Origin of the sequence: Parabacteroides acidifaciens, from assembly GCF_003363715.1 — a bacterium.
GTDB lineage: Bacteria > Bacteroidota > Bacteroidia > Bacteroidales > Tannerellaceae > Parabacteroides > Parabacteroides acidifaciens.
Genome location: NZ_QREV01000016.1, coordinates 44,269 through 66,230, shown reverse-complemented (window position 1 = coordinate 66,230; position 21,962 = coordinate 44,269). Strand labels below are relative to the sequence as shown.

Genomic DNA, 21,962 nt, shown 5'->3' with positions numbered 1-21,962 from the left:
ATCAATCGTTTTTAGTCGTTGTTATTATTAATGTAGCCTCCCGTCCTTTCAGCAAAACATCCGGCAGGCCGGTAATCTTGCCATTTACGATGACTGTTCCGGCTTCCTGCACCCGGCGAAAGGCTGTATCGCTCAACGGTTCCCATTCGACAAACTGCTGTGTAACCGTACCGTCGTTATAATGAACATTCACAAAAGAAGGCGTGTACAACAATTCACGTGTCACATGTCCGTCAATGTCGCGCAAGGTAGCTTTTCCTTCGGACACCTGCAAGCGTGCCGGCTCAATGGATGTGATTTGCAATTCATTTTCCGGTACAGCCCGGTAACCTTCAGGGATCTTCTTGTACATACGGATATAATCGATGTCGAAACTTTTCGGATACGGAACAGATGGATCATAAGTTCCGGTCCAACCGTTCTTTGCTTTCCGGTTATCATAGAAAGAGATAATCTGGATCAGCGGATAGGTTATCGCCGCTTTATGCGTCATCACCTGAATGCCATCCACATAGACGGTTACACCTTCAGGTGTCCAGTCAAAGCCATAGATATGAAATTCTTCCGCCAGTTTCTTATTAGCAAACCAGGGATGTTCCGTATGATACTTTATCGTCGAATCTTTCCAACTATGCACCGTTGACCAGATACGATCCACATCAGTTCCTAATATCTCGAAGATATCGATTTCGCAACTCTGGTTCGGATCATCTTCGAATCCGATCAACCACCAAGCGCAATGGACACCGCCTCCCGCCTGCATCTTGGCTCGCATCTCATAATATCCATACTGATTGATTTGCGTAGCTTCTGTTTTAATTTGATGAAGTGCTTTCCGCTTCGGATCATAGTGGTGCATACCGGTACGGCTGGCACTCATAAAACCGGAGATATACATACCTTTATCAAACTCATTTTTTGAGTTCTTATCGATTGTCAACCGGATTATGCCATCCTTCATTTCGTATGTCGGAGTACACACAGATCGGTCTTTCGGCCAAGAAGGCAAATATTCGGGAATCCATTTTGTCCGGTCGATCTCCTTACCGTCGAATTCATCATGGAAGATCAGCCGGTATCCCTCTTTTTCCAACGGGTTGGCCGGATAATCCTGTGCCTGTATGTGTAATAAGCCCAGCAAGAAAAAGCAGGTCAGAAATGTTCTGAATAGATATTTGTTACTCATGATATTTACTTGTTAGCAGAGAGAAAAAAGGCCGCAAATGAAGCGGCCCTTTCCCTAAAATTAAATATAGACACCAAAGAGAATCGGATTAATAACCCGGATTCTGAATGATCTTTCCTTTACCTTCGTTGATAACGGCCTGAGGCAACGGGAAGAGAACGAACTCGTCTTTCGTTGTCGTACAACCACGATCTCTTGCGTTCTGGATAAACTGTCCGTGACGGATCAAGTCGGAACGGCGAACACCTTCAAACCAAAGTTCATGTCCTCTTTCATCCAACACCTTCTGCAGGAAATCATCTACGCCTTTCACATCGCCCATTGCATACGGATTCAGTTTAGCACGAACACGAACCTGATTCAACAGATCCAACGCTTCGGAAGTGACAGCATTCCCTTTACGAACAATGGCTTCGGAAAGCAAAGTCAAAACGTCTGCATAACGATAGACAACTAAGTCGATCTGACTACCGTCACCTGTAGATTCGGGATCTTCGCCATACTTTACTGGAACTGCACCAGAATAAAGAGTACCATGTTTAGCAATATCTGATTCTTCATTAAAAAGAACACCGTCAGTACCTACATATTCGCCAACCAATACAGTCAGACGATCATCACCTTTTTCAAATGTATGATAGAAAGGCCAAGGCACCTTATAACCATCCCATTTCTGAATAGAGGTATTCTGAGTCGGATAGTTACCAGGCAGAGCATGGTCATGCCACAACTGCAGATTTGTACCTCTCGCTTCCGTGCAAGCAAAGATAATTTCTTTGTTTCCTTCATTTTCAAGCGTAAAGATATCAGCATAATTATCCATCAAACCGTAACCATATTCAGCCTTCATCAGCTCACGGCCACACTCTTCAGCTTTCGCCCAGTTCTTCTCATGCATATAATACTTCATCAAGACCGTATATGCCAAACCTTTATCGAAACGCCCGAACTCTGTTGTACGAGTCGGCAGGCCTTTCAATGATTCTGTCAATTCTGTTTCGATGAAGTTTGTCATTTCTTCCTGAGTTGCTCTCGGTTCTATGATCTCATCCAATGGGTTCTGTAAATCTTCCAATGTAGGAATTGGAATCGGACCATAGAAATCATACAACATGAAAGCTAACCAACCACGTCCCATATGAGTTTCAGCAACTAACAAGGCCTTCTTTGCATCGTCCATTTCCACATTCGAAATACGATCCAATGTCAGCGTCATTGTTCCCAAATATTTCGCATAATCCGTATAGTTGATAGTCGTATAAGAATGGTTGGGAGTCCAATTGTGAGTTGTCAGCGGAATCCAGCTATCATTTACCCAACAGCAGACAGCAATATCGGTTGACATATCTCCAATAACCTGGAAACTGTGAGCCGTACTGAACACACCGCTATATTCCGCACTACGGAAAGGAGCATAGACGCCTCCAACAACAAGTGCTTCCGCATCTTTCTCATTTGTTGGGAAAAAGTCCGGATTGATAGCATCGTATCTCTCCGAATCCAAATTAGTACATGAGGCTAATGCGCAACAGCACATTACTGTATATAATAATTTTTTCATGACTTTATCTTTATATTTTTATCTGTTTATACTATTAGAATGTGATATCCAAACCGAAACTATATGTACGAACATTCGGATAAGCCCACTGCAACTGTGACGGAGTGCTGTTGGCACTTGAGATATCTGTTTCAGGGTCAAGACCTGTATACGGAGTGATAATAAACGGGTTGTTTACATCGAAGTACACACGTACGTTTGACAAAATATGTTTGCTGGTCTTTATCGGAATGTTATATCCTAACGTAATATTACGGCAACGGATGAACCAAGTCTTTTCGTAATAATAGTCACCTGTTCCATAAGCGCTCTCTGTCTGGAAATAACCGGGCAGCGTTCCGCTTGTATTTACCGATGACCAAACATCACTGACAGAAGTCGGCTGGTTATAACCACGGCGCAAGTCATTTACGTTATTGCTAACCCAAGTTTTTTTGTAGCTACCGGCAGATAATTTATCAAACTGTCCGTAGAAATAGATATTAAAATCAAAGTGTTTATAACGGAAAGTATTGTTAAAACCGAACAGATAACCCGGGTCTGCAGAGCCATAAATTACTTTATCCGCATCGTCCAGTTTGCCGTCAGGTTTGCCGGTCTTCATCGGAATACCATGTTTGTCAACCTTGATAGAACCATCAGCTTCATATACATACCCATCGATATCTTTGATCTTTACCTGTCCTGGCAGTGCACCTGGCATATGATCGATTGTTTCACCCGGCTGAACCAGACCATCAGACAAATAACCGGAATAATAACGCATCCAGCCATTATATTCATCATAAGCACTCGGCTTCCAGTTCGGATCACGTTCTTTCCACTTATCACGATACAAAGAGAATGTCAAGTCAGAAGTCCATTCAAAATCTTTGTTGCGAATGTTAGTCGTGTTGATTGTCAACTCAAAACCCTGGCTCTGTGTCTTACCTACGTTAGCAATAATCTTGTTTACTTCATTATAAGAAAGAAGTTTACGCTCATTCAGCAAGTCAGAAATATTTTTATGATAATACTCAGCCGTTACATTGATGCGTCCGTCCAGGAAGCCCAAATCTAAACCGACATTCCATTCACGTGATGTTTCCCAAGTCAAAGCATTGTTACCCAGCTGATCCAGATAAACACCGTTAATCATGGAGCCACCGAAGATATTGTTGCGTTCTCCCAATTTGTAATAACTATATGCAACATCACCCACATTAGAGTTACCGGTTTCACCATAGCTTAAGCGCAACTTACCGTTAGACAAAACACTTTTCAACGGAGCCATAAAATCTTCTTCCAGGAATCTCCAGCCGGCAGCAACTGACGGAAAAACACCCCAACGGTTTCCCTCTGCAAAGTTTGAAGAACCGTCCGTACGGATAGTAGCTGTTAACAGATAACGATCCTTAAATGAATAATTCACACGACCGAAGAAAGAAGCCATACGAGATTTCGTTGCGCTTGAACCGACAGTCGGACGTTTTGCATTACCTGCTCCTAAGTTGTTATATAAGAAACCATCTGTAATAAAGTCATTACTTTTACCTGACAGCATTTCATATGTAAACAATTGATAGGAATGGCCTGCCAATACGCCAAAGTTATGATCGCCGATCTGCTTTGTATAGCTTGCCGTCAATTCCATCAAGTAGTCGGAGTTATCAGCCTGAGCCACATAAGCAGAACCATTTTCACGAGCTCCATATAAAGTGGTAGTCGGCATATACTGTTTACGTTTCTGATAGTTACGGTCGATACCGAAATTTGCTTTCAGCAGCAAATCCTGGATCGGACGAACTTCAAAGAAGACGTTTCCTAACAGACGTTCTTTCGTTGTCTTGTCTGTAATATCCAGCAGAGATACTGGGTTCGGAAGGAAAGAGGCATCCGAGTTCATGGAGAAATCACCATTCTCATCACGGATTGGCAGAGCCGGATTGAACTGGGCAGCAGAAACCAGGATACCCGAGTTTTCATTCTGTCCGTCTCCTAAAGGAATGTTATCATACTCATTACGTGAAACATTCAAGTTTACACCCATCTTCACATATTTACTCAATTTCTGGTCCAAATTAACACGAGCAGAATAGCGTTCCATCGCATTATTTTTGATTACACCGTCTTGTTTGAAATAATTGCCGGAAACCAAATATTTCGTATTGTCGTTACCACCGGTAACAGACAAGTTGTGAGAAGTCTGGAAACCTAAACGGGAAATTTCATCAAACCAGTTTGTATTGTTTGCCGGATTAGCAATCTGCGCGTCTGTATAAGTCGGAACAAAAGAAGTTCCAATCTCCGATTCAGACTTTCCACCATAAATGCCCACCTTATTCGTACGCAACCACAATTCACGGTTATAGTCATTGGTAGCCTTCATAAATTCGGAAGCATCCAGCATTTCATAAGACTTAGCGATGTCCTGTACGGAAACAGAACCTGAGTACTGTACTTTGGCAGCACCGCTCTTACCGCGCTTTGTCGTTACAATGATCACACCATTACCGGCACGCGCACCGTAGATAGCCGTAGAACTTGCATCCTTCAAGACTTCGATTGATTCGATATCGTTCGGGTTGATAGAACCCAGGATGTTATCTTTGTTTCCATCTTTATACTGGTTACCGCTACTCAAACCATCCGGTGCGCTTACCGGGAAACCGTCGATAATGATCAACGGATCGTTACCTGCCTTATCGGAAGAAGCGGCACCACGAACGCGGAAAGTAGACTGACCGCCCGGCTGTGCACTGATCGTGCTTACCTGCAAGCCGGCTGCCTTACCAGCCAATGCATGGCTGACAGTAGAAACAGTACCAACTGGCGTATCATCCATCTTAACGGAAGCAACAGCACCGGTCAAGTCTTTCTTCTTCATCGTACCATAACCGACAACAACAACCTCTTCCAATGCCTGCGTATCTTCCTTCAACAGAACGTTGATCACGCTTTGATTCTTTACAGCTACTTCCTGCGGAATATATCCGATAAAAGAAATCTGCAAAGTAGCGTTGGCTGAAACTTCAATGGAGAAGTTACCGTCTATATCGGTAGTCGTACCGTTAGTCGTACCTTTCTGGACAACGTTTGCACCGGCAACAGGACCGAACGCATCGCTTACAGTACCGGTCACTTTGCGATCCTGCTGTGCAGAAGCGGCAGAAGCCGGAGCCGTTTCGGAAGTCAGGACAATGTGACGGTCCTTAATTGTGTATTTCAAACCCGTTTTGGCGGCAATAGCATCCAATACAGTCTGAATGTTAGCGTTCTTTTCATTAATAGAAATCTTTTCATTCTTATTGATCTCTTCCAGATTATAGAAAAACAGGAACTCGGACTGCTTTTCAATCTGTTTCAACACTTTTTCCAATGTCTCATTCTTAGCTGAAACATTTAGGGTGGCAGTTTGTGCATAGGTGGAAGCAACCACGCTCGACAGACAAAGTGCCAGCATTAACACGGTTAATTTCATGATTTTTATAGTTCTTTTCAGATTAAGAGAAACAACTATACGTTGATTATTCATATTTTTGAATGTTTGTTAAGATTAAACATATTCCCACGGCAATGGGAGTTTAATTGATTCACACTTTTAGAAGAGAAGATCCGGCAAGATTTTCTCTTCTTTTTTGTTTAAGACTAACTGGTGTTCATTTTTTCTAAGATTAGCAATTGTTTTTATTTAGATTTCAGATATTGTGACATGATGATCGTCTATCTTATAGCGGATCGGGATGGACAGGTGGATGATTTCCATTATATCCTTGATGCTCTGCCCACGATAGAAAGTACCTGTAAACGTACGATGGTTCAGTTCTTCAGACTTGACCGTGAACTGGACGCCATAAACATGGCTTAGCCTGTAAAGGATTGCTTGCAAGCTCTGTTCAGGAAAATAATAATACCCTGTTGTCCACGAAACATACTGGCTGGCGTCTACAGGTTGCAGGGAGAAGGCTTGTGTTTTCCGATTATAAATAAATTGTTCGTTCGGTTTCAATACCGCCTGCTGAGCAAGGGCCGAAGTTGTCAATCGCACGGAACCTTCAAGCAGTGTCGTTGTCAAAAGCGAATCAGCAGGATAAGCTGTCACATTAAATTTCGTTCCGAGCGCTTCTATATCTTGTTCCTTTGTCTTGACAACAAACGGTTTATCCTTCTGTTTAGCGACTTCAAAATAGGCTTCGCCCTCCAGATAGACAACACGACGGGACTTCCCGTACTGAGCATCATAAGAAAAAGTGGTATGCGACCCCAAAGAAACACGCGACCCGTCCGGTAATTCCACGACATCCGCATTCAAACCGTCACCGCCTATATATCGGGTCGCCATAGTCTTCTCCTGCGAAGAAGACCACAAAAATAAAGATGAAGTGATCGCTGTTGCAATGATTGCAACAGCCGCATAAGTACTTATGCGCAGCCAGAAGGATTGTTTTTTATGCTGGCGTGACGTTCTCTTTTCAAGAAGTCGAAGCCAGCTATCTTGTATTTCAGATTTTTCACGGGATGGCGTACAGGCTTCATAAAGCGCTTTCGTTTCGAAAAACAGCTTTTTGTTGTCTGCGCTTTCGTTCACCCAGACATAGAAATTGTCTAAGTCCCGACCGTGCAGCCGTCCTTGCAGATATCCGATGATTAATTCTGAATGTTCGTTTTCCATTTTTACTTATTTATTAGACGCAGATACAAAGTCGACACATGGTTAACTTGGTTCTTACATTTATACAACGAACGGGAAAAGAAAAGTACTCACAAGAAAAACCACTTTTTTAAAATAATAAGAACAAAACATTACATGAAAATTATATTGATACATCCTATTCCTATTTTAAGTTTGTATATACAATTATTCCGACTTCCTCAATCCTATTTTGAATTTTTATTTGTAAATTCGCGCCGGACTTCTTAATCAATAGTGCTTGATATTCGGTTTCTCATCTTTTTGTATTCCCTGATGAGACTGTTTGTAGAGCATTGTGGCAGATGTAATGCTGTCCGAACTCTTAAGTTCATTATTAGCATTTCCAAGGGAATGATAAAGGTTAACAGTTAAAGGGAAAATAATGAACAACAATACATCTATTTTTATTTCATGAACAAACTTATGGTTTATTCTGCTTTGGCTGTCGCTCTGATGGCCAAAGGGACTTTTTTTGTGCCTATATGTGCGCAAGATAGGGCTGTGCAGTCAATGACACTCACAACACTTTACAACCTTGCTGACCAGCAGAGTCAAAAGGTGAGAGTGAGTGAGGTAGCTCTGCGGGCAGCCGATGAAGGGGTGGCAGCAGCCAAATCGGCTTTGCTGCCGAGTGTGGATTTGAGCCTTCAGGGCAGTTATACGGGCAATGCATTCATGCTGTCGCGAGGCTTTTCGACCAATGGGACGACTGATTACATCGTGCCGGGTGTGGGAGTTGTTCCCGTGGCAAACGGCAAACAGGACACTCCCCACTGGGGAAACAGTTTTACAGCTCAAGTGTCGCAGGTCGTATATGCGGGTGGTGCTATCCGTTCGGGTATCCGCATGGCGGAACTGGGCAAGGAAATGGCAGAACTCGATGTCGAGAAGAACCGCCAGGAGGTACGCTTCTTGTTGACGGGTTACTACCTTGACCTCTGCAAGCTGAACAATCAGATAGAAGTGGTTCGCCAGAATATCGCACTGACGCAGAAGGAGATTGAGCAAATGAAAGCCCGTCGTGAGCAAGGCACCGTCTTGCAGAACGACATCACTCGCTATGAATTTCAGCTGCAGGGGCTTGAACTCACTTTGACAAAGCTTACCGATGCTTCTACTGTCATCAACTATCAGTTGATGACAACACTTCATTTACCGGAGCAGACGGTTATAGTACCCGATAAGAATGAACTTGACACAGAAATAAATGCAATCTCGGCAATCGCTGCTCAAGATATATGGCAGCAGACAGCAGCGGACAACAACTTTGGCATCCGTCAGGCAACAGTTGCCACAAATCTTGCGGAGCAGAAAGTGAAGCAGGCAAAAGCGGAATCATTGCCTTCGGTAGCTGTTGTGGCAGAGAATCAGTTCTTTGGTCCATATACGCAAGACCTCATCCCGAAAGATTGTAATGTAAACGTGTGGTTCGTCGGGATAGGCGTAAAATTCAAACTTGGCAATCTTTGGAAGAACAAACACCACATCCGCAAGGCGCGTATAGAGCATCAGCAGTCGCAGGAAGCACTCGCCTTGGCGCATGAGGGAGTGGATAATGGTGTACAGGCAAGCTACACCAACCTTCTGACATCCTACACCGAGGTGAAGACGCAGCAGAAGCAGGTGGAACTTGCCAATCAGAACTACTCCGTGGTGCAAAATCGTTATCAGAATGACCTTGCGCTCCTTACTGATATGGTTGATGCCTCTAACATGAAACTCTCTGCCGAAATGGCACTGGTCAATGCCCGCATCGGTATGCTTTATAATTTCTATAAACTCAAATACGTAACAAATACTTTATAATAATGGAAAAGAACAAAATATGCACTTATATATATAATGCGCTCATCGTGCTTTGCCTTTTGGGCGGAGCTGTTTATGTGGCAAGTCAGTTCATACACTTCGGCAGTGGAGAATTTACCGACAATGCCCGTGTTCGTCAGAATGTCGTGCCTCAAAGCAGCCGTGTACAAGGCTTCATCCGTGAAGTACGCTTTACCGATTTTCAGCAGGTAAAAAAGGGGGACACACTCGTCATCATTGAGGATGCTGAATTTCGCTTGCGGCTGGCTCAAGCCGAAACAGACCTTATCCGTGCCGAACAGGGCTCGAAGGGAACGGCAAGCAGCATCGTTACCACCAAGACAAGCATGACCGTTACCGAGGCAGGCATCGAATCGGCACGTGCGCAGATGGAGAATGCCATGCGTGAGGATAACCGTTTCAAGAACCTCCTCAGCCAAGATGCCGTCACCCAACAACAGTATGATAAAGTACATACGGGTTATCTGAGTGCCAAGGCAGCCTATGAACAGGCAGTTCGTTCACGCCAGATGCAGTCGGCTGTTGTAGCCGAGCAGGGACATCATCTTTCTGCTTCGGAGCAGGGCATAGAACTGGCTCGTCGTGCTGTCGACCTCGCCCGCCTTAATCTTTCTTATTGCTACATCATTGCCACCTGCGACGGTACTGTCGGCACGAAGGACATTCATGTAGGACAGCTTGTCAATCCGGGGCAGACACTGGTGAGTATCGTTGACAAGGATGAACGTTGGATTGAGGCGAACTATAAGGAAAGCCAGTTGCCTCACATCAAGGTGGGCAATAAGGTGGAGATTACAGCTGACGCCGTTCCGGATGTGGAATATACGGGTACGGTGGAACGCATCTCCGATGCTACTGGCAGTGCCTTCTCACTCATTCCCATCGACAATGCCACCGGCAATTTTGTGAAGGTTGAACAGCGTGTTACCGTGCGCATCAAGCTCGACACGAACAGTGATGTTGCCAAGCTAAAGGGCGGTTATAATGTGGAATGTATCGTTAAGGAGTAATGCGTAATGGGACAATTAACAGAATTCTTTATGAAAAGTGCCGGCGGTCCTCCCCCCAGCATGGGCTTTTCCATGCCGATGATGAAGGAGTGGGTGCCTCGCCGTATCCAGCCCTGGCTGTACGTGCTGACCGCCCTTTGCTTTCAGTTCAGCGGAGGCATCTACCTCGGTGCACTGGATGGCATCCGTGGCACCACCAACTTCATGATTGAGGACGTACTCTTCCTGCTTTATGCCACCCTTGCGGGCATGGCTGTGTATTTCCCTATGCTCTTCCGCATGAAGTTCCGTTTCACCAACCGGCAGTTGCTTTGCGGTTCCGCCATTGTCCTTGGCGTATGCAACATGCTGACAATGTATTGCCAGTCGATGCCTGTACTCACGGTGGTGTGCTTCATTGCCGGAATGGCCAAGATACAAGGCACGTTCGAGTGTATGAGCAACATCCAGCTTTGGATTACCCCCCGACGCGATTTTGCCGTCTTCTTTCCCGTGCTACACATCATCCTGCTCACCGCTATAGAGGGCAGCGGATGGCTTGCTGCTTGGTTCGGTCATCATTTCACCTGGCAGATGATGCACGTCTTTACTATCGGCACCATGCTGTTCGTACTACTCACGCAAGTCATCTTCTGCCGCCCGTTCTGTCCCATGCCCCAGCGCCTGTCACTCAAAGGGATTGACTTTCAGGGAGCGTTGTTCATCTGTGGACTGATGCTCGTGGTATCTTACATCGTGGTGTATGGTGACTATTTCATGTGGTTCGACACGCTCCGCATGCGCCTTCTGCTCGGTGCAGCCATTGTACTTTCCGGCATTGTGCTCTACCGCCTTCGCTATTACCGTTACCCTTACGTCGAACTCAGTCTTTTCACACGTCGCAACGTTGTTCCCATTCTCATCGTTACCCTCTTTGCCGAACTTGCTTTCGGTGCTGAACACACAATGGAAGAGATACTTTACAGCGAAGTCATCCGACTGGAGGAGCTGACCAAAGAGGCGCAGTATATGTGGGCACTTCCCGGTATGTACGTTGGCATCTTGCTTGACCTCTTTTGGCTAAAAGTAAAAAAGTGGAAGGTATGGAAACTCTTCGGCATAGCTTTCATCTGCATTGCGTTATATGGTATGTTGATGTACTTTACGCTGGACATGAATGTCAATATCGAGCAGTATCGCCTTGCCATATTCTTGCGGGGATTTGCTTATGCCATACTTGCCCCCACATTGATGTGGGCTTTAGACGAATCAGTGCCCAGCCTTGAACAGTTTTTCATGGGCCTGTTCGTGTTCAATATCCTCCATATGTATCTGGCAGGAGCGGCAGGTTATGGCATTTATACCACCATCTTCTCGCACTTTATGAACGATGATATGATAAGTTACGGACAGCAACTTACTCTCACTCACTTGGATATGGCTCACTTTAACTTCGGCGAGTACGTTGGGCACGACTTCCTGCACTCCATGATGATGGTGGCAATGAAACAGGTATACGGCTATGTTATCTGGTTCGCCTTAGCTCTTGCAGCCCTCTTCCTGCTGTGCGACATTCCGGCAGTCCGTACAAATATCCGAAAAGTTCCCCGCTGGCCGGTTTATGCTATCGAGTATCTTGCAAGAAGGAAATAGAGATGTAATCCCTGCTCATTGTAGTGTGTGCTACATCAAAAATGAAACTGACTCTGATTGAAAGCCGAGTCAAGTCAAAATTTTAGCCTCAACGGCTGAAACAAAAGTCTCAACGGTCGAAACTAAAGTTTCAGCCGAGGAAACTAAAATTTCAGCCGATGAAACTAAAGTTCCACAGGCATGAAACTAAAGTTTCAATAGCACGAAACTTCTGAAACTTTAGTTTCAAACTTTCGAGCGGTTGAAACTTAGTATAAAAAATAAGAGGGGGACTGTGTACATATGATTAAAATAGATACTTTTGTACTTTCATATTACATATATAATAGTAACGATTTTAAAAGCTATGATAAACGAAGCAATCTCGTCCATCCTGCAGCAAGAAGCTGAAGCAGTACGCAACATTCCGATAACAGACGGCTATGAAGAGGCTGTGACGCTCATCGTGAAACACGTGCACGAACTCGGTGGCAACCTGATCACCAGTGGAATGGGTAAAGCAGGGCAAATCGCCATGAATATCGCCACCACTTTCTGTTCAACCGGTACGCCCGCCTACTTCCTGCATCCCAGCGAAGCGCAGCATGGCGACCTCGGCATCGTCCGTAAGAACGATGTCATGTTGCTTATCTCCAACTCCGGCAAGACGCGCGAGCTGCTCGAGCTGGTGGAACTGACACGCGGCCTTGTCCCCGAAATGCAGTTCATCGTTATCACCGGCAACCCCGACAGCCCGTTAGCAGCCGAAGCGACCATCTGTTTGCCGACCGGCGCCCCGAAAGAAGTTTGTCCGCTGGGACTGACTCCCACCACCTCGACAACCGTCATGACCGTGATCGGCGACCTGCTGGTAGTGGGAACCATGAAACGGATTAACTTCAGCTACGCCGACTATGCCAAACGGCATCACGGAGGCTACTTAGGTTCCAAAAGCCGCGAACAGTGCAAAACCGTAAACAAATAACAACATGAGAAAGGTAATCGGCATCGGAGAAACCATCCTGGATATCATCTTCAAGAACAACCGGCCCCATGCGGCTGTGCCCGGCGGCTCGACCTTCAACGGCCTGATATCTTTAGGACGCCTCGAAGTTCCCGTCTCCTTCATCAGCGAATTGGGGAACGACCGCGTCGGCGACTTTATCCGCGATTTCATGGTGGAGAACAACCTCTCCACCGAGTTCGTAGACCGTTTCCCCGACGGGAAAAGCCCTGTCTCGCTCGCTTTCCTGGATGACGACAACAATGCCAGCTACACTTTCTACAAAGACTACCCGAAGCAACGCCTCGACGTGCCTCTGCCGGAGATTAACGAAGACGACATCTTCGTCTACGGCTCCTACTATTCGCTGAACCCCGTCCTGCGCAAACGGATGGTGGAGTTTCTCGACTATGCACGCGAGCGCAAAGCGATCCTCTACTACGATCCGAATTTCCGCAAGGCGCATGCCGACGAAGCGATACGCCTCAGACCGACGCTGCTCGAGAACTTCGAATATGCCGATATCGTGCGCGGGTCCGACGAGGACTTTCTCAACATCTTCGGACAGGCAGACACAGAAAAGGTCTACACCGACCATATCCGCTTCTACTGCGACCGCTTCATCACTACGCACGGAGCCGACGGCGTCAACCTCTACTGCGGAGACTGCCGCCAGCACTACGATTCGCCCTCCATCCGCCCTGTCAGCACGATCGGAGCCGGAGACAACTTTAATGCAGGCATCATCTATGGTCTGTTAAAATATAATGTCCGCTACCGCGACCTCGCCAACCTCCCGAAAGAGACGTGGGCCAATATCATCCGATGCGGGATAGACCTGGCGACGGAAGTCTGCCAAAGTTATGACAATTACATTTCTAAAGAATTTGCTACCTCCTACCTCCGGCAGTCTTAAATATCATTAACCCGGGGTAGAAAGAAACTTGTTTTTCATTATCTTTGTAAGGTATGAGTAGTAGTAATATGATATTAGAACGATTTCTTTTCCTGTTTACCAGTGTGACCTTATTGGCAGGATGCAGCTCCGGCAGGGCACCTGAGATACACGCGCTCTGTCTGCGTGACGACATCGGTAACTACATTATTAAATGGGAAACCGATCCTCACACCGACGGGGCGATGAAACTGTATGTTTCCGACACTCCCGACTCTTTCGATATGTCCAATCCGTGCGGCTATGCCAACATCAACGACGGAAGGCTGACATATATCACCAACGACAACATCACCCGCAAATACTTCCTCCTGTCGTTCAACGACAAATATTACCGGACTGTCGGTGCCCGTTCCGTCCAGATGGACAGCGTGCAGAACCTGCGCGATATCGGCGGCTACTTCGATGAACACGGCAAGCGGAAGACACAGTGGGGCAAGGTATTCCGTTCCGGCGAACTCAAATCGCTGAGCCGCAACGACACGACCCGGCTGCAAAACCTGGGGATCAGGACTGTCATCGACCTCCGGGGAGAAGACGAGATAGCTCTCGCCCCTGAGAAATATGCCGGAGCAAACATCATCTCCATTCCTATTCCCGTAAGGGACAAGGAGCTTGTCCGCCACCGCCTGGAAGAAGGACGGATGCGCAAGGGAGACGGCCTTGTCTTCATGCAGGACACTTACCTGCGCTACGTGACGGAAGACAGCGAACAGTTCGGCAAAGCCTTGAAAGTTTTTCTCGATAAGGACAACTATCCGATCCTGGTGAACTGTTCATTGGGGAAAGACCGTGTCGGTTTCCTGACCGCGATGCTCCTGTCCGCCCTCGACGTGCCGGAAGAAACGATTATGAAGGATTATATGGTTTCCAACAGCAATATAAACATCGGACAGCTTGCCTGCATGGCACGCGATCTCAATACGGATGCCCAGGAAACGATTACAGTCCTGCTCAACGCAAACGAGACATGGCTCGACCTGGCTTTCAATAAGATTAAAAAAGAGTATGGCTCGACCGATAAATATCTGTCGCAAGGGCTGCATCTTTCGGAAAAAGAGCGTAATACACTAAAAGATATTATCCTATACTGAAAAGTATCCGAATTATTTGCGTACCTTTGTGCCCACTCTGAATTTATTATATATACATATATCACATTTTGAAAACATTTGAAGAATTAGGAGTTGCCGCACCAATACTGAAGGCAATTCAAGAAATGGGCTATGAATCGCCCATGCCGGTACAGGAGGAAGTGATTCCATTCTTACTGGGAGACGACAACGACGTAATTGCATTAGCGCAGACAGGTACAGGTAAAACAGCCGCATTCGGCCTTCCTATCCTGCAAAAAATCGATGTAGCGACATATCAGCCCCAAGCACTTGTACTTTGTCCCACCCGTGAGCTCTGTCTGCAGATTGCCGACGACTTGAACGACTATTCCAAGTATATCGACAACCTGAAAGTACTTCCCGTCTACGGAGGTTCGAGTATCGAGAGCCAGATCAAGACGTTGAAACGCGGCGTGCACGTAGTAGTCGCCACTCCGGGACGCCTCCTCGACCTGATGAACCGCAAGACGGTCGACCTTCGCCTGGTGAAGAACGTCATCATGGACGAAGCCGACGAGATGCTCAACATGGGCTTTACCGACAGCATCAACGCGATCCTCGCCGAGGTTCCGGAAAACCGTAATATGTTGCTCTTCTCAGCCACCATGCCGAAGGAGATCGCCAACATCACGAAGAAATACATGAAGAACCCGAAGGAAATCGTAATCGGGAACAAGAACGAAGGGAACAAGAATATCCGCGATATCTATTATATGGTACAGGCACGCGACAAATACCTCGCCCTGAAACGTATCGCCGACTTTTACCCGAATATCTACGGTATCGTCTTCTGCCGCACCCGCAAGGAAACACAGGAGATTGCCGACAAACTGATACAGGACGGCTACAACGCCGACTCGCTGCACGGCGAATTGAGCCAGGCGCAGCGCGACTATGTGATGCAGAAGTTCCGCGTCAAGAATATCCAGTTGCTGGTCGCCACCGATGTAGCAGCCCGAGGCTTGGACGTAGACGACCTGACACACGTCATCAACTACGGTCTGCCCGATGAAGTAGAATCCTATACGCACCGCCGCGGCCGTACCGGTCGTGCCGGAAAGACAGGTATCTCCATCTCCATCTGCCACGTCAAGGAGAAAGGCAAGATCCGCGAGATAGAACGTATCATCAACAAGAAATTTGAAAAAGGCGAAATGCCTACCGGACACGCGATCTGCGAAAAGCAGCTGTTCAACCTCGTAGACCAGATCGAAAAGGTGAAGGTGAACGAAGAAGAAATCGCATCCCTGATGCCCCAGATCTTCCGTAAGCTGGAATGGCTGGACAAGGAAGACATCATCAAGCGTGTCGTCTCTCTCGAGTTCAACCGCATGATCGACTATTACAAGGATGCCGATGAAATCCAGCAGGTAGACGAACGCGCCGCCCGCGGCGAAAGAGGCGAACGTGGCGAACGCCGTTCCTTTGCCGCCGAAGAAGGCTATTCGCGCTTCTTCCTCAACTTCGGTAAGGCAGACGGCCTCTATCCGAACCAGCTGATCGAACTGGTCAACAAATGCGTCACCGGAAAAGTGCGCATCGGCAAGATCGATCTGCGCGAAAACTTCTCGTTCTTCGAAGTGGACGAACACGAAGCACAACGCGTCATGGACAGCATGAACGGATTCGAAATCGACGGACGCCGTATCTCCGTCGAACCCGCACAGGGCAAAAAGGGAGAAGGCGAAGGTCGTGGCGGTAAACGCAGCTATGGCCGTAGCGAAGGCGGTTACAAAGGCAGACGTGACGGAGCCAAAGAAGGCGGACGCCGCTACGAACGCTCAGACCGCACCTTCCGCAAGGACGAACGCGACAGCGACCGCCCCTGGAAACGGACACCGGCAGCACGCGATGCCCGCAAGAAGAAACGTTTCTAAGAAGAGCCGCCGTTCTTTTATTGCAAATAGAAAGCAAAACACTCTTTTTGACAAGCAAAAAGAAAGAATATATCTCGCACAACAAAGACTTTTGATGCAAATACGATAATATTTACATCAAAAGTCTTTGCTTGTTTAACCGAAAACATCTTACAATTAGACATGAATTAGCCTATATTTTATTACATTTTAATACGAATTAAATGAAATCTAAAACAAATAGCAACAACTATTCATTTTACACCACACAAATTCATCTTTCCTTACTCTATATAAATACCTATTCATATATTTGCATCGTGTAGGTATTGAGAAGGTTTTAGGTTGCATTTTATCAGGCAATTAGATTTATAGTTATCAAAAACGTTTCAGTTATGAATAAAGTTATACTTTCTATTACAGCTCTACTTCTTCTGAATATGACCGTAAAGGCTCAGAATACGGAAACAATCAATCCTGAAATAAAGGCTCTGTATACTACTACAGAAACAGACCTCCGCGACTGGATGTCCTACTTAGTCTCTCCCGAATGCCGGGGAAGGCTGACCGGTGATCCCGGTTTCTTCCGGGCAGTAAACTACACTGCAAATCTGTTCAAAGAATGGGGATTGGAACCGGGAGGAGACAACGGAACCTATTTCCAGAACTTTCCCCATCCCTATACAGAAGTAAAAGAAGGGGGATATTTCAACCTGTATATACCGGTAAACAAAGACTGGATAGCCAAAGACTATCCTTACCCCGACCACTACATGGTTGGAGGTACATCCGACTCCGGTGAGCTGAAAAAGCTCGACCTCGTTTATATCGGTTATGGAATCACCGCTCCCGAATTGAATTACGACGATTATAAAGGCATTGACGTAAAAGGTAAGATCGTAGTCTGCGAGCGCGACGTCCCTTATCAGGGAAAAGACCCGAAATTGCAGAAAAGCTGGACTCCCTACCAATATCATAACCGGAAAATGACAAACGCCGTCGAACACGGCGCCGCAGGCATGTTGTATGTAACCGTGACCGGTAACCCCAATCCCGGCTGGAACAAAGACTTCATCTATGCTTGCATCAGCGACAGTGTTGCCGCCGACATCTTTGCCGGTACGGGGAAAGATCACCTGACAGTAAAAGCGAATATCGACAAAACACTCAAGCCGAATTCGTTCCCGATCAATAAGAAAGCCGATATCAAGGCTGTCACGGAATACCACCCCGACGGAAAAGGCTGTAACGTAATCGGCATACTGAGAGGCAGCGATCCCACGCTCGCCCCGCAGGTGATCGTAGCCGGCGGACACATCGACCACATCGGTATGATGCCTGTCCTGATGCCGGGTGCGCTCGACAATGCATCCGGTACGGTGATCGTAATGGGAGCCGCCAAGGCGCTGGCCCAATCCGGCTACAAGCCCAAACGCACTCTTATGTTTGTGCTCTTCGGCGGTGAAGAAACCGGACTGATCGGCAGCGAATACCTCGCCTCGCACCCGGTCGTGCCGAACGAGAACATCAAGGCACTCATCAACATCGACTGCTTAGGGACGGGTTACGGACTGGGAGCCAGGATCGCACCGAAACACAGTACCTTGTTCAACTATCTCGAAAAGGCTAACGATACCTACGTGAGACGTCCGTTCAAGGCAGTCCCCGGACGCGACGAAATCATCACCCGTCCGCGAACCGACGATGCCAACTTCTTTGTAAAAGGAGTCCCCACCATCAGCCTGTTCTCTTTCGGAGCTACCGAACGGACTCCCTATCATCCTCCCGGCGATGTGATAGAACTCATTCACTTCGACATCGTAAAAGATGCCGTCAAACTGCTTTCGGAAACAATGATAGAAATGGGCGACGCACCAGAGATCGAGGCGACCGCCCGCTAAGTACATATATCGCTTCAGAAGCGAGCCTATGCCTTCTTTAGATTAAATACCTACACACTTCATGTTTAATCTAAAAAGAAAAGAACGACATGGCTACAAAAAGAAGCATATTCTCAATTCTCGTTTTCTTCCTGATGACAACCGCTGTCGCGTTTGCACAGAAGAAAATCACAGTGACCGGTACAGTAAACGAACCCGGTATGGGCCCTATCCCCGGCGCCACAGTTATCATACAGGGGACGTCGATAGGATGCGTAACAGACTTCGAAGGAAAATACTCGTTGGAGAGCCCGGCTGACGGCGTCCTCGAATTTCGCTTCATCGGTATGGAGACAAAAGTCGTACCGGTCGGAGGCAAGACAGTAATCGACGTGGATATGGAAAGCAACACCGTCGCAATGGATGAAGTGGTGGTGGTAGGCTACGGCACGCAATCGCGCAGGACCGTCACCGCCTCCATCTCCACCGTACGGGCCGATGCGATCAAGGACATCCCCGCGGCCAGCGTAGACCAGGCCCTGCAGGGACGTGCCACCGGTATCAGCATCATCAACCCTTCGGGCGAAGTCGGACAGGCGCCGATCGTCCGTATCCGGGGTGTCGGCTCCATCACGTCGGGCACGCAACCCTTGTATATCGTAGACGGGATGCCGATCCAGACCGGCAACCTCTCTTACGGGGGTAACGTGAACGCGCTGGCAGACATCAACCCCTCCGACATCCTGTCCATGGAAGTGCTGAAAGACGCAGCCGCAGCCGCGATGTACGGTTCGCGTGCCGCCAACGGAGTCATCCTGATCACCACCAAGAAAGGATCCAGCGAGAAGACCAAAGTATCGTACGACGGCTGGTTCGGCGTCACGACCCGTTCCAAATTCTTCGATGTGATGAACGCGCAGGAATACGTGGACTTCAAGAACCAGGCCGTCCGTAACCGCTACGGGACGGACGAGATGTCGCTGACCGAAGGTTACACGTCGCCCTACGGCAACAAAGCCTTCAACATGTGGCAGCTCTCCGACGGCAGCTATGTGGACAGCGACTGGAAATCGGCCGCCTTCCAGACCGGTCTGCAGCACAACCACACCGTCTCCGTACAGGGCGGCTCCGAGAAGACACAGTTCTACCTCTCCGGCAACTATACCGACCAGAAAGGAATGGTAAAAGGCGACAAGTACAACCGCCTCGGAACCAATGCCAGCGTATCCAGCCAGGCAACCGAATGGCTGAAAGTGGGAGCCAACGTCAATGCCTCCACCTCCCAGACCAAATATACCGACCGGTCGCGCAAAGGCGGTACGTTTGCCACCGAAGGTTTCACCCGTATGGCGATCATCAACCCGCCCAACGTCCCTATCTATAACGAAGACGGGACACCTTATTTAGGTGAAGGCGGTTACTTAGGCATGAGCCCGAACACGGTCAAGAACGGCTACACCAATCCCGCCGCCCTGCTGACCTACGGCAGCGGCGTACAGTCCGAGATCACCCGTATCCTAACCAGCGTATTCGCCGACATAAGTCCGATCGAGGGGTTGACGCTCCGTACACAATACGGCATCGACCACTCGCGCGTGGAAGATAATATCTTCAATACAGCCATGATGTTCGGCGATACCGAGAACGGCCATGCAGCCAACTATGCAGCCAAGAGTACACAGGCAACCTGGACCAACACTGCGACCTACACTTTCAGCCTGGACGAACACCACTTCGACATCCTGGCCGGTATCGAATCATTCGAAAAGAAGCTGGATCGCTGGGGAGCCGCGCGCGACATCCTTTTAGACGATAAATACGAAGTCTTCCAGGGTCCCTTCGCCACGATCTCGGCAGACGGGAACGCCATTTCCGAAAGCAGCCTGCTCTCCTATCTCGGACGTGTCAACTACGACTACCAGGCCCGCTACATGCTTTCCGTCAACTTCCGCCGCGACGGTTATTCAGCCCTGAGCAAAGATCACCGCTGGGGTAACTTCGGTGGAGCTTCGGCAGCCTGGCGTATCTCGTCCGAAAAATTCTTCGAACCGCTATCTAAGGTGATAACCGACCTGAAGATCAAGGGCAGCTGGGGTATCGTCGGTAACACCAACGTGGCCGACTATGCCTCCAAATCCTACTATTCGAACGGTTACTACGGTGACAACGGGAGCTACCTGTTGGGACAGATCGCCGACTCGAAGAACCTGAAATGGGAGTCGAGCACGAAATACGACGTCGGTTTCTCCGCCCAGCTACTGAACAATATCACGGTGGACTTCGATTACTACAAAACCGTCTCGTCCGACCTGATCCTGAACGTCCCGGTATCTCCCTCGAAAGGTATCCCCAACAACTACATCACCACCAATGCCGGCAAGATGAACAACACAGGTATCGAGCTGAACATCGGGGCGGACATCATCAAGACTAATGATTTCACCTGGAACAGCAGCTTCAACATCACCACGACGAACAATAAAGTGACGAAGCTTGCAGACGGCATCGACCAGCTGGTATCCGGAAGTTCCACTGAAACGACCAACATCACCGTGCCGGGCAAATCTATCGGCCAACTCTACGTCTATCCGACCGGCGGTATCGACCGCGAAACGGGACGCCGTATCTTCTACGGAAAAGACGGGACGAAGGTACTGCTCATGTACGAAAAAGACGGACGCTTCTTCACCGAGGACGGACAGCCGTATGCCGAGAGCGACATCGAGCCGGTCATCTGCGGCAATACGCTACCTACCTTCTACGGCGGGTGGACCAACAACTTCCGCTACAAGGACTTCGACCTCTCCATCCTCTTCCAGTATTCCGGCGGGAACTACATCTACAACGGGACAACGGCCACCAACAGCGACATGCGTTATTGGAACAACACCACCGACGTACTGGAGAACTACTGGACACCGGAACGCAAGGATGCCAAATATGCCTATCCTATCTATGGCGACAACTATTCCAACGGTTCCGCCAAGCCCATCTCCGACTGGGTGGAGAAAGGCGACTACCTGCGTCTGAAGAACATCTCGCTGGGCTATACGTTCAGCACGAAGAAATGGCCGAAGAAGTTAGGCATAAGCTCGCTCCGCGTCTACGCACAGGCGCAGAACCTGCTCGTCATCACCGGCTACAGCGGCCTGGACCCGGAAGCCCTGACCAACAACACGAATGCCAACCTGCGCGGCGGTACGGACAAAAACACCCTGCCCCAGGCCAAGGTCTATACATTCGGTATGAACGTCACTTTCTGACAATCCCTAATATGTTTAACGAT

At 48.0% G+C, this 21,962-nt stretch carries 13 protein-coding genes; 9 read left to right on the top strand and 4 right to left on the bottom strand.

From position 1 onward, the window contains the following. Position 1 precedes the first annotated feature (1 nt). The 4 genes from DWU89_RS08990 to DWU89_RS08975 form a co-directional block, all read right to left on the bottom strand. Entirely contained in the window at positions 2-1,186 is a 1,185-nt protein-coding gene (locus DWU89_RS08990; RefSeq protein ID WP_115499313.1) for a family 16 glycosylhydrolase, read from the bottom strand. Positions 1,187-1,274: 88 nt separating this feature from the next. Further along, positions 1,275-2,747, bottom strand: coding sequence for a RagB/SusD family nutrient uptake outer membrane protein (locus DWU89_RS08985; RefSeq protein ID WP_115499312.1), 1,473 nt, complete (start codon positions 2,745-2,747; stop codon positions 1,275-1,277). Between the two features lie 34 nt (positions 2,748-2,781). Beyond that, a complete protein-coding gene (locus DWU89_RS08980; protein ID WP_115499311.1) occupies positions 2,782-6,261 on the bottom strand; it encodes a TonB-dependent receptor in 3,480 nt (1,159 codons plus the stop codon). A gap of 156 nt (positions 6,262-6,417) precedes the next feature. After that, the gene (locus DWU89_RS08975; protein ID WP_115499310.1) at positions 6,418-7,398 is read right to left on the bottom strand and encodes a FecR family protein; all 981 of its coding nucleotides are present in this window, start codon (positions 7,396-7,398) and stop codon (positions 6,418-6,420) included. 432 nt (positions 7,399-7,830) lie between these two features. Here DWU89_RS08975 and DWU89_RS08970 point away from each other — a divergent pair, with 432 nt between their 5' ends. From DWU89_RS08970 to DWU89_RS08930, 9 genes are all read left to right on the top strand, one after another. After that, positions 7,831-9,225: a TolC family protein gene (locus tag DWU89_RS08970; protein WP_115499309.1), complete on the top strand. Its 1,395-nt coding sequence runs from the start codon at positions 7,831-7,833 to the stop codon at positions 9,223-9,225. A 2-nt stretch (positions 9,226-9,227) separates the two neighbouring features. Further along, on the top strand, positions 9,228-10,256 hold the full coding sequence (locus DWU89_RS08965) for an HlyD family secretion protein (protein ID WP_115499308.1): 1,029 nt from the start codon (positions 9,228-9,230) through the stop codon (positions 10,254-10,256). 6 nt (positions 10,257-10,262) lie between these two features. Continuing rightward, positions 10,263-11,888 carry a hypothetical protein gene (locus tag DWU89_RS08960; RefSeq protein WP_115499307.1) on the top strand — a complete coding sequence of 542 codons (1,626 nt, stop codon included), beginning with the start codon at positions 10,263-10,265 and terminating at the stop codon, positions 11,886-11,888. A 346-nt stretch (positions 11,889-12,234) separates the two neighbouring features. Continuing rightward, the gene (locus tag DWU89_RS08955) at positions 12,235-12,852 is read left to right on the top strand and encodes an SIS domain-containing protein (protein ID WP_115499306.1); all 618 of its coding nucleotides are present in this window, start codon (positions 12,235-12,237) and stop codon (positions 12,850-12,852) included. A 4-nt stretch (positions 12,853-12,856) separates the two neighbouring features. Continuing rightward, positions 12,857-13,786: a carbohydrate kinase family protein gene (locus DWU89_RS08950; RefSeq protein WP_115499305.1), complete on the top strand. Its 930-nt coding sequence runs from the start codon at positions 12,857-12,859 to the stop codon at positions 13,784-13,786. 68 nt (positions 13,787-13,854) lie between these two features. Then, positions 13,855-14,919 carry a tyrosine-protein phosphatase gene (locus DWU89_RS08945; RefSeq protein ID WP_115499334.1) on the top strand — a complete coding sequence of 355 codons (1,065 nt, stop codon included), beginning with the start codon at positions 13,855-13,857 and terminating at the stop codon, positions 14,917-14,919. A 125-nt stretch (positions 14,920-15,044) separates the two neighbouring features. Continuing rightward, positions 15,045-16,817, top strand: a complete 1,773-nt coding sequence (locus DWU89_RS08940; RefSeq protein ID WP_115499304.1) for a DEAD/DEAH box helicase — start codon at positions 15,045-15,047, stop codon at positions 16,815-16,817. Positions 16,818-17,191: 374 nt separating this feature from the next. Then, entirely contained in the window at positions 17,192-18,697 is a 1,506-nt protein-coding gene (locus tag DWU89_RS08935) for a M20/M25/M40 family metallo-hydrolase (RefSeq protein ID WP_115499303.1), read from the top strand. A gap of 89 nt (positions 18,698-18,786) precedes the next feature. After that, positions 18,787-21,939 (top strand): SusC/RagA family TonB-linked outer membrane protein, encoded by a 3,153-nt coding sequence (locus DWU89_RS08930; protein ID WP_244205882.1) that lies wholly within the window; start codon positions 18,787-18,789, stop codon positions 21,937-21,939. Positions 21,940-21,962: the final 23 nt, after the last annotated feature.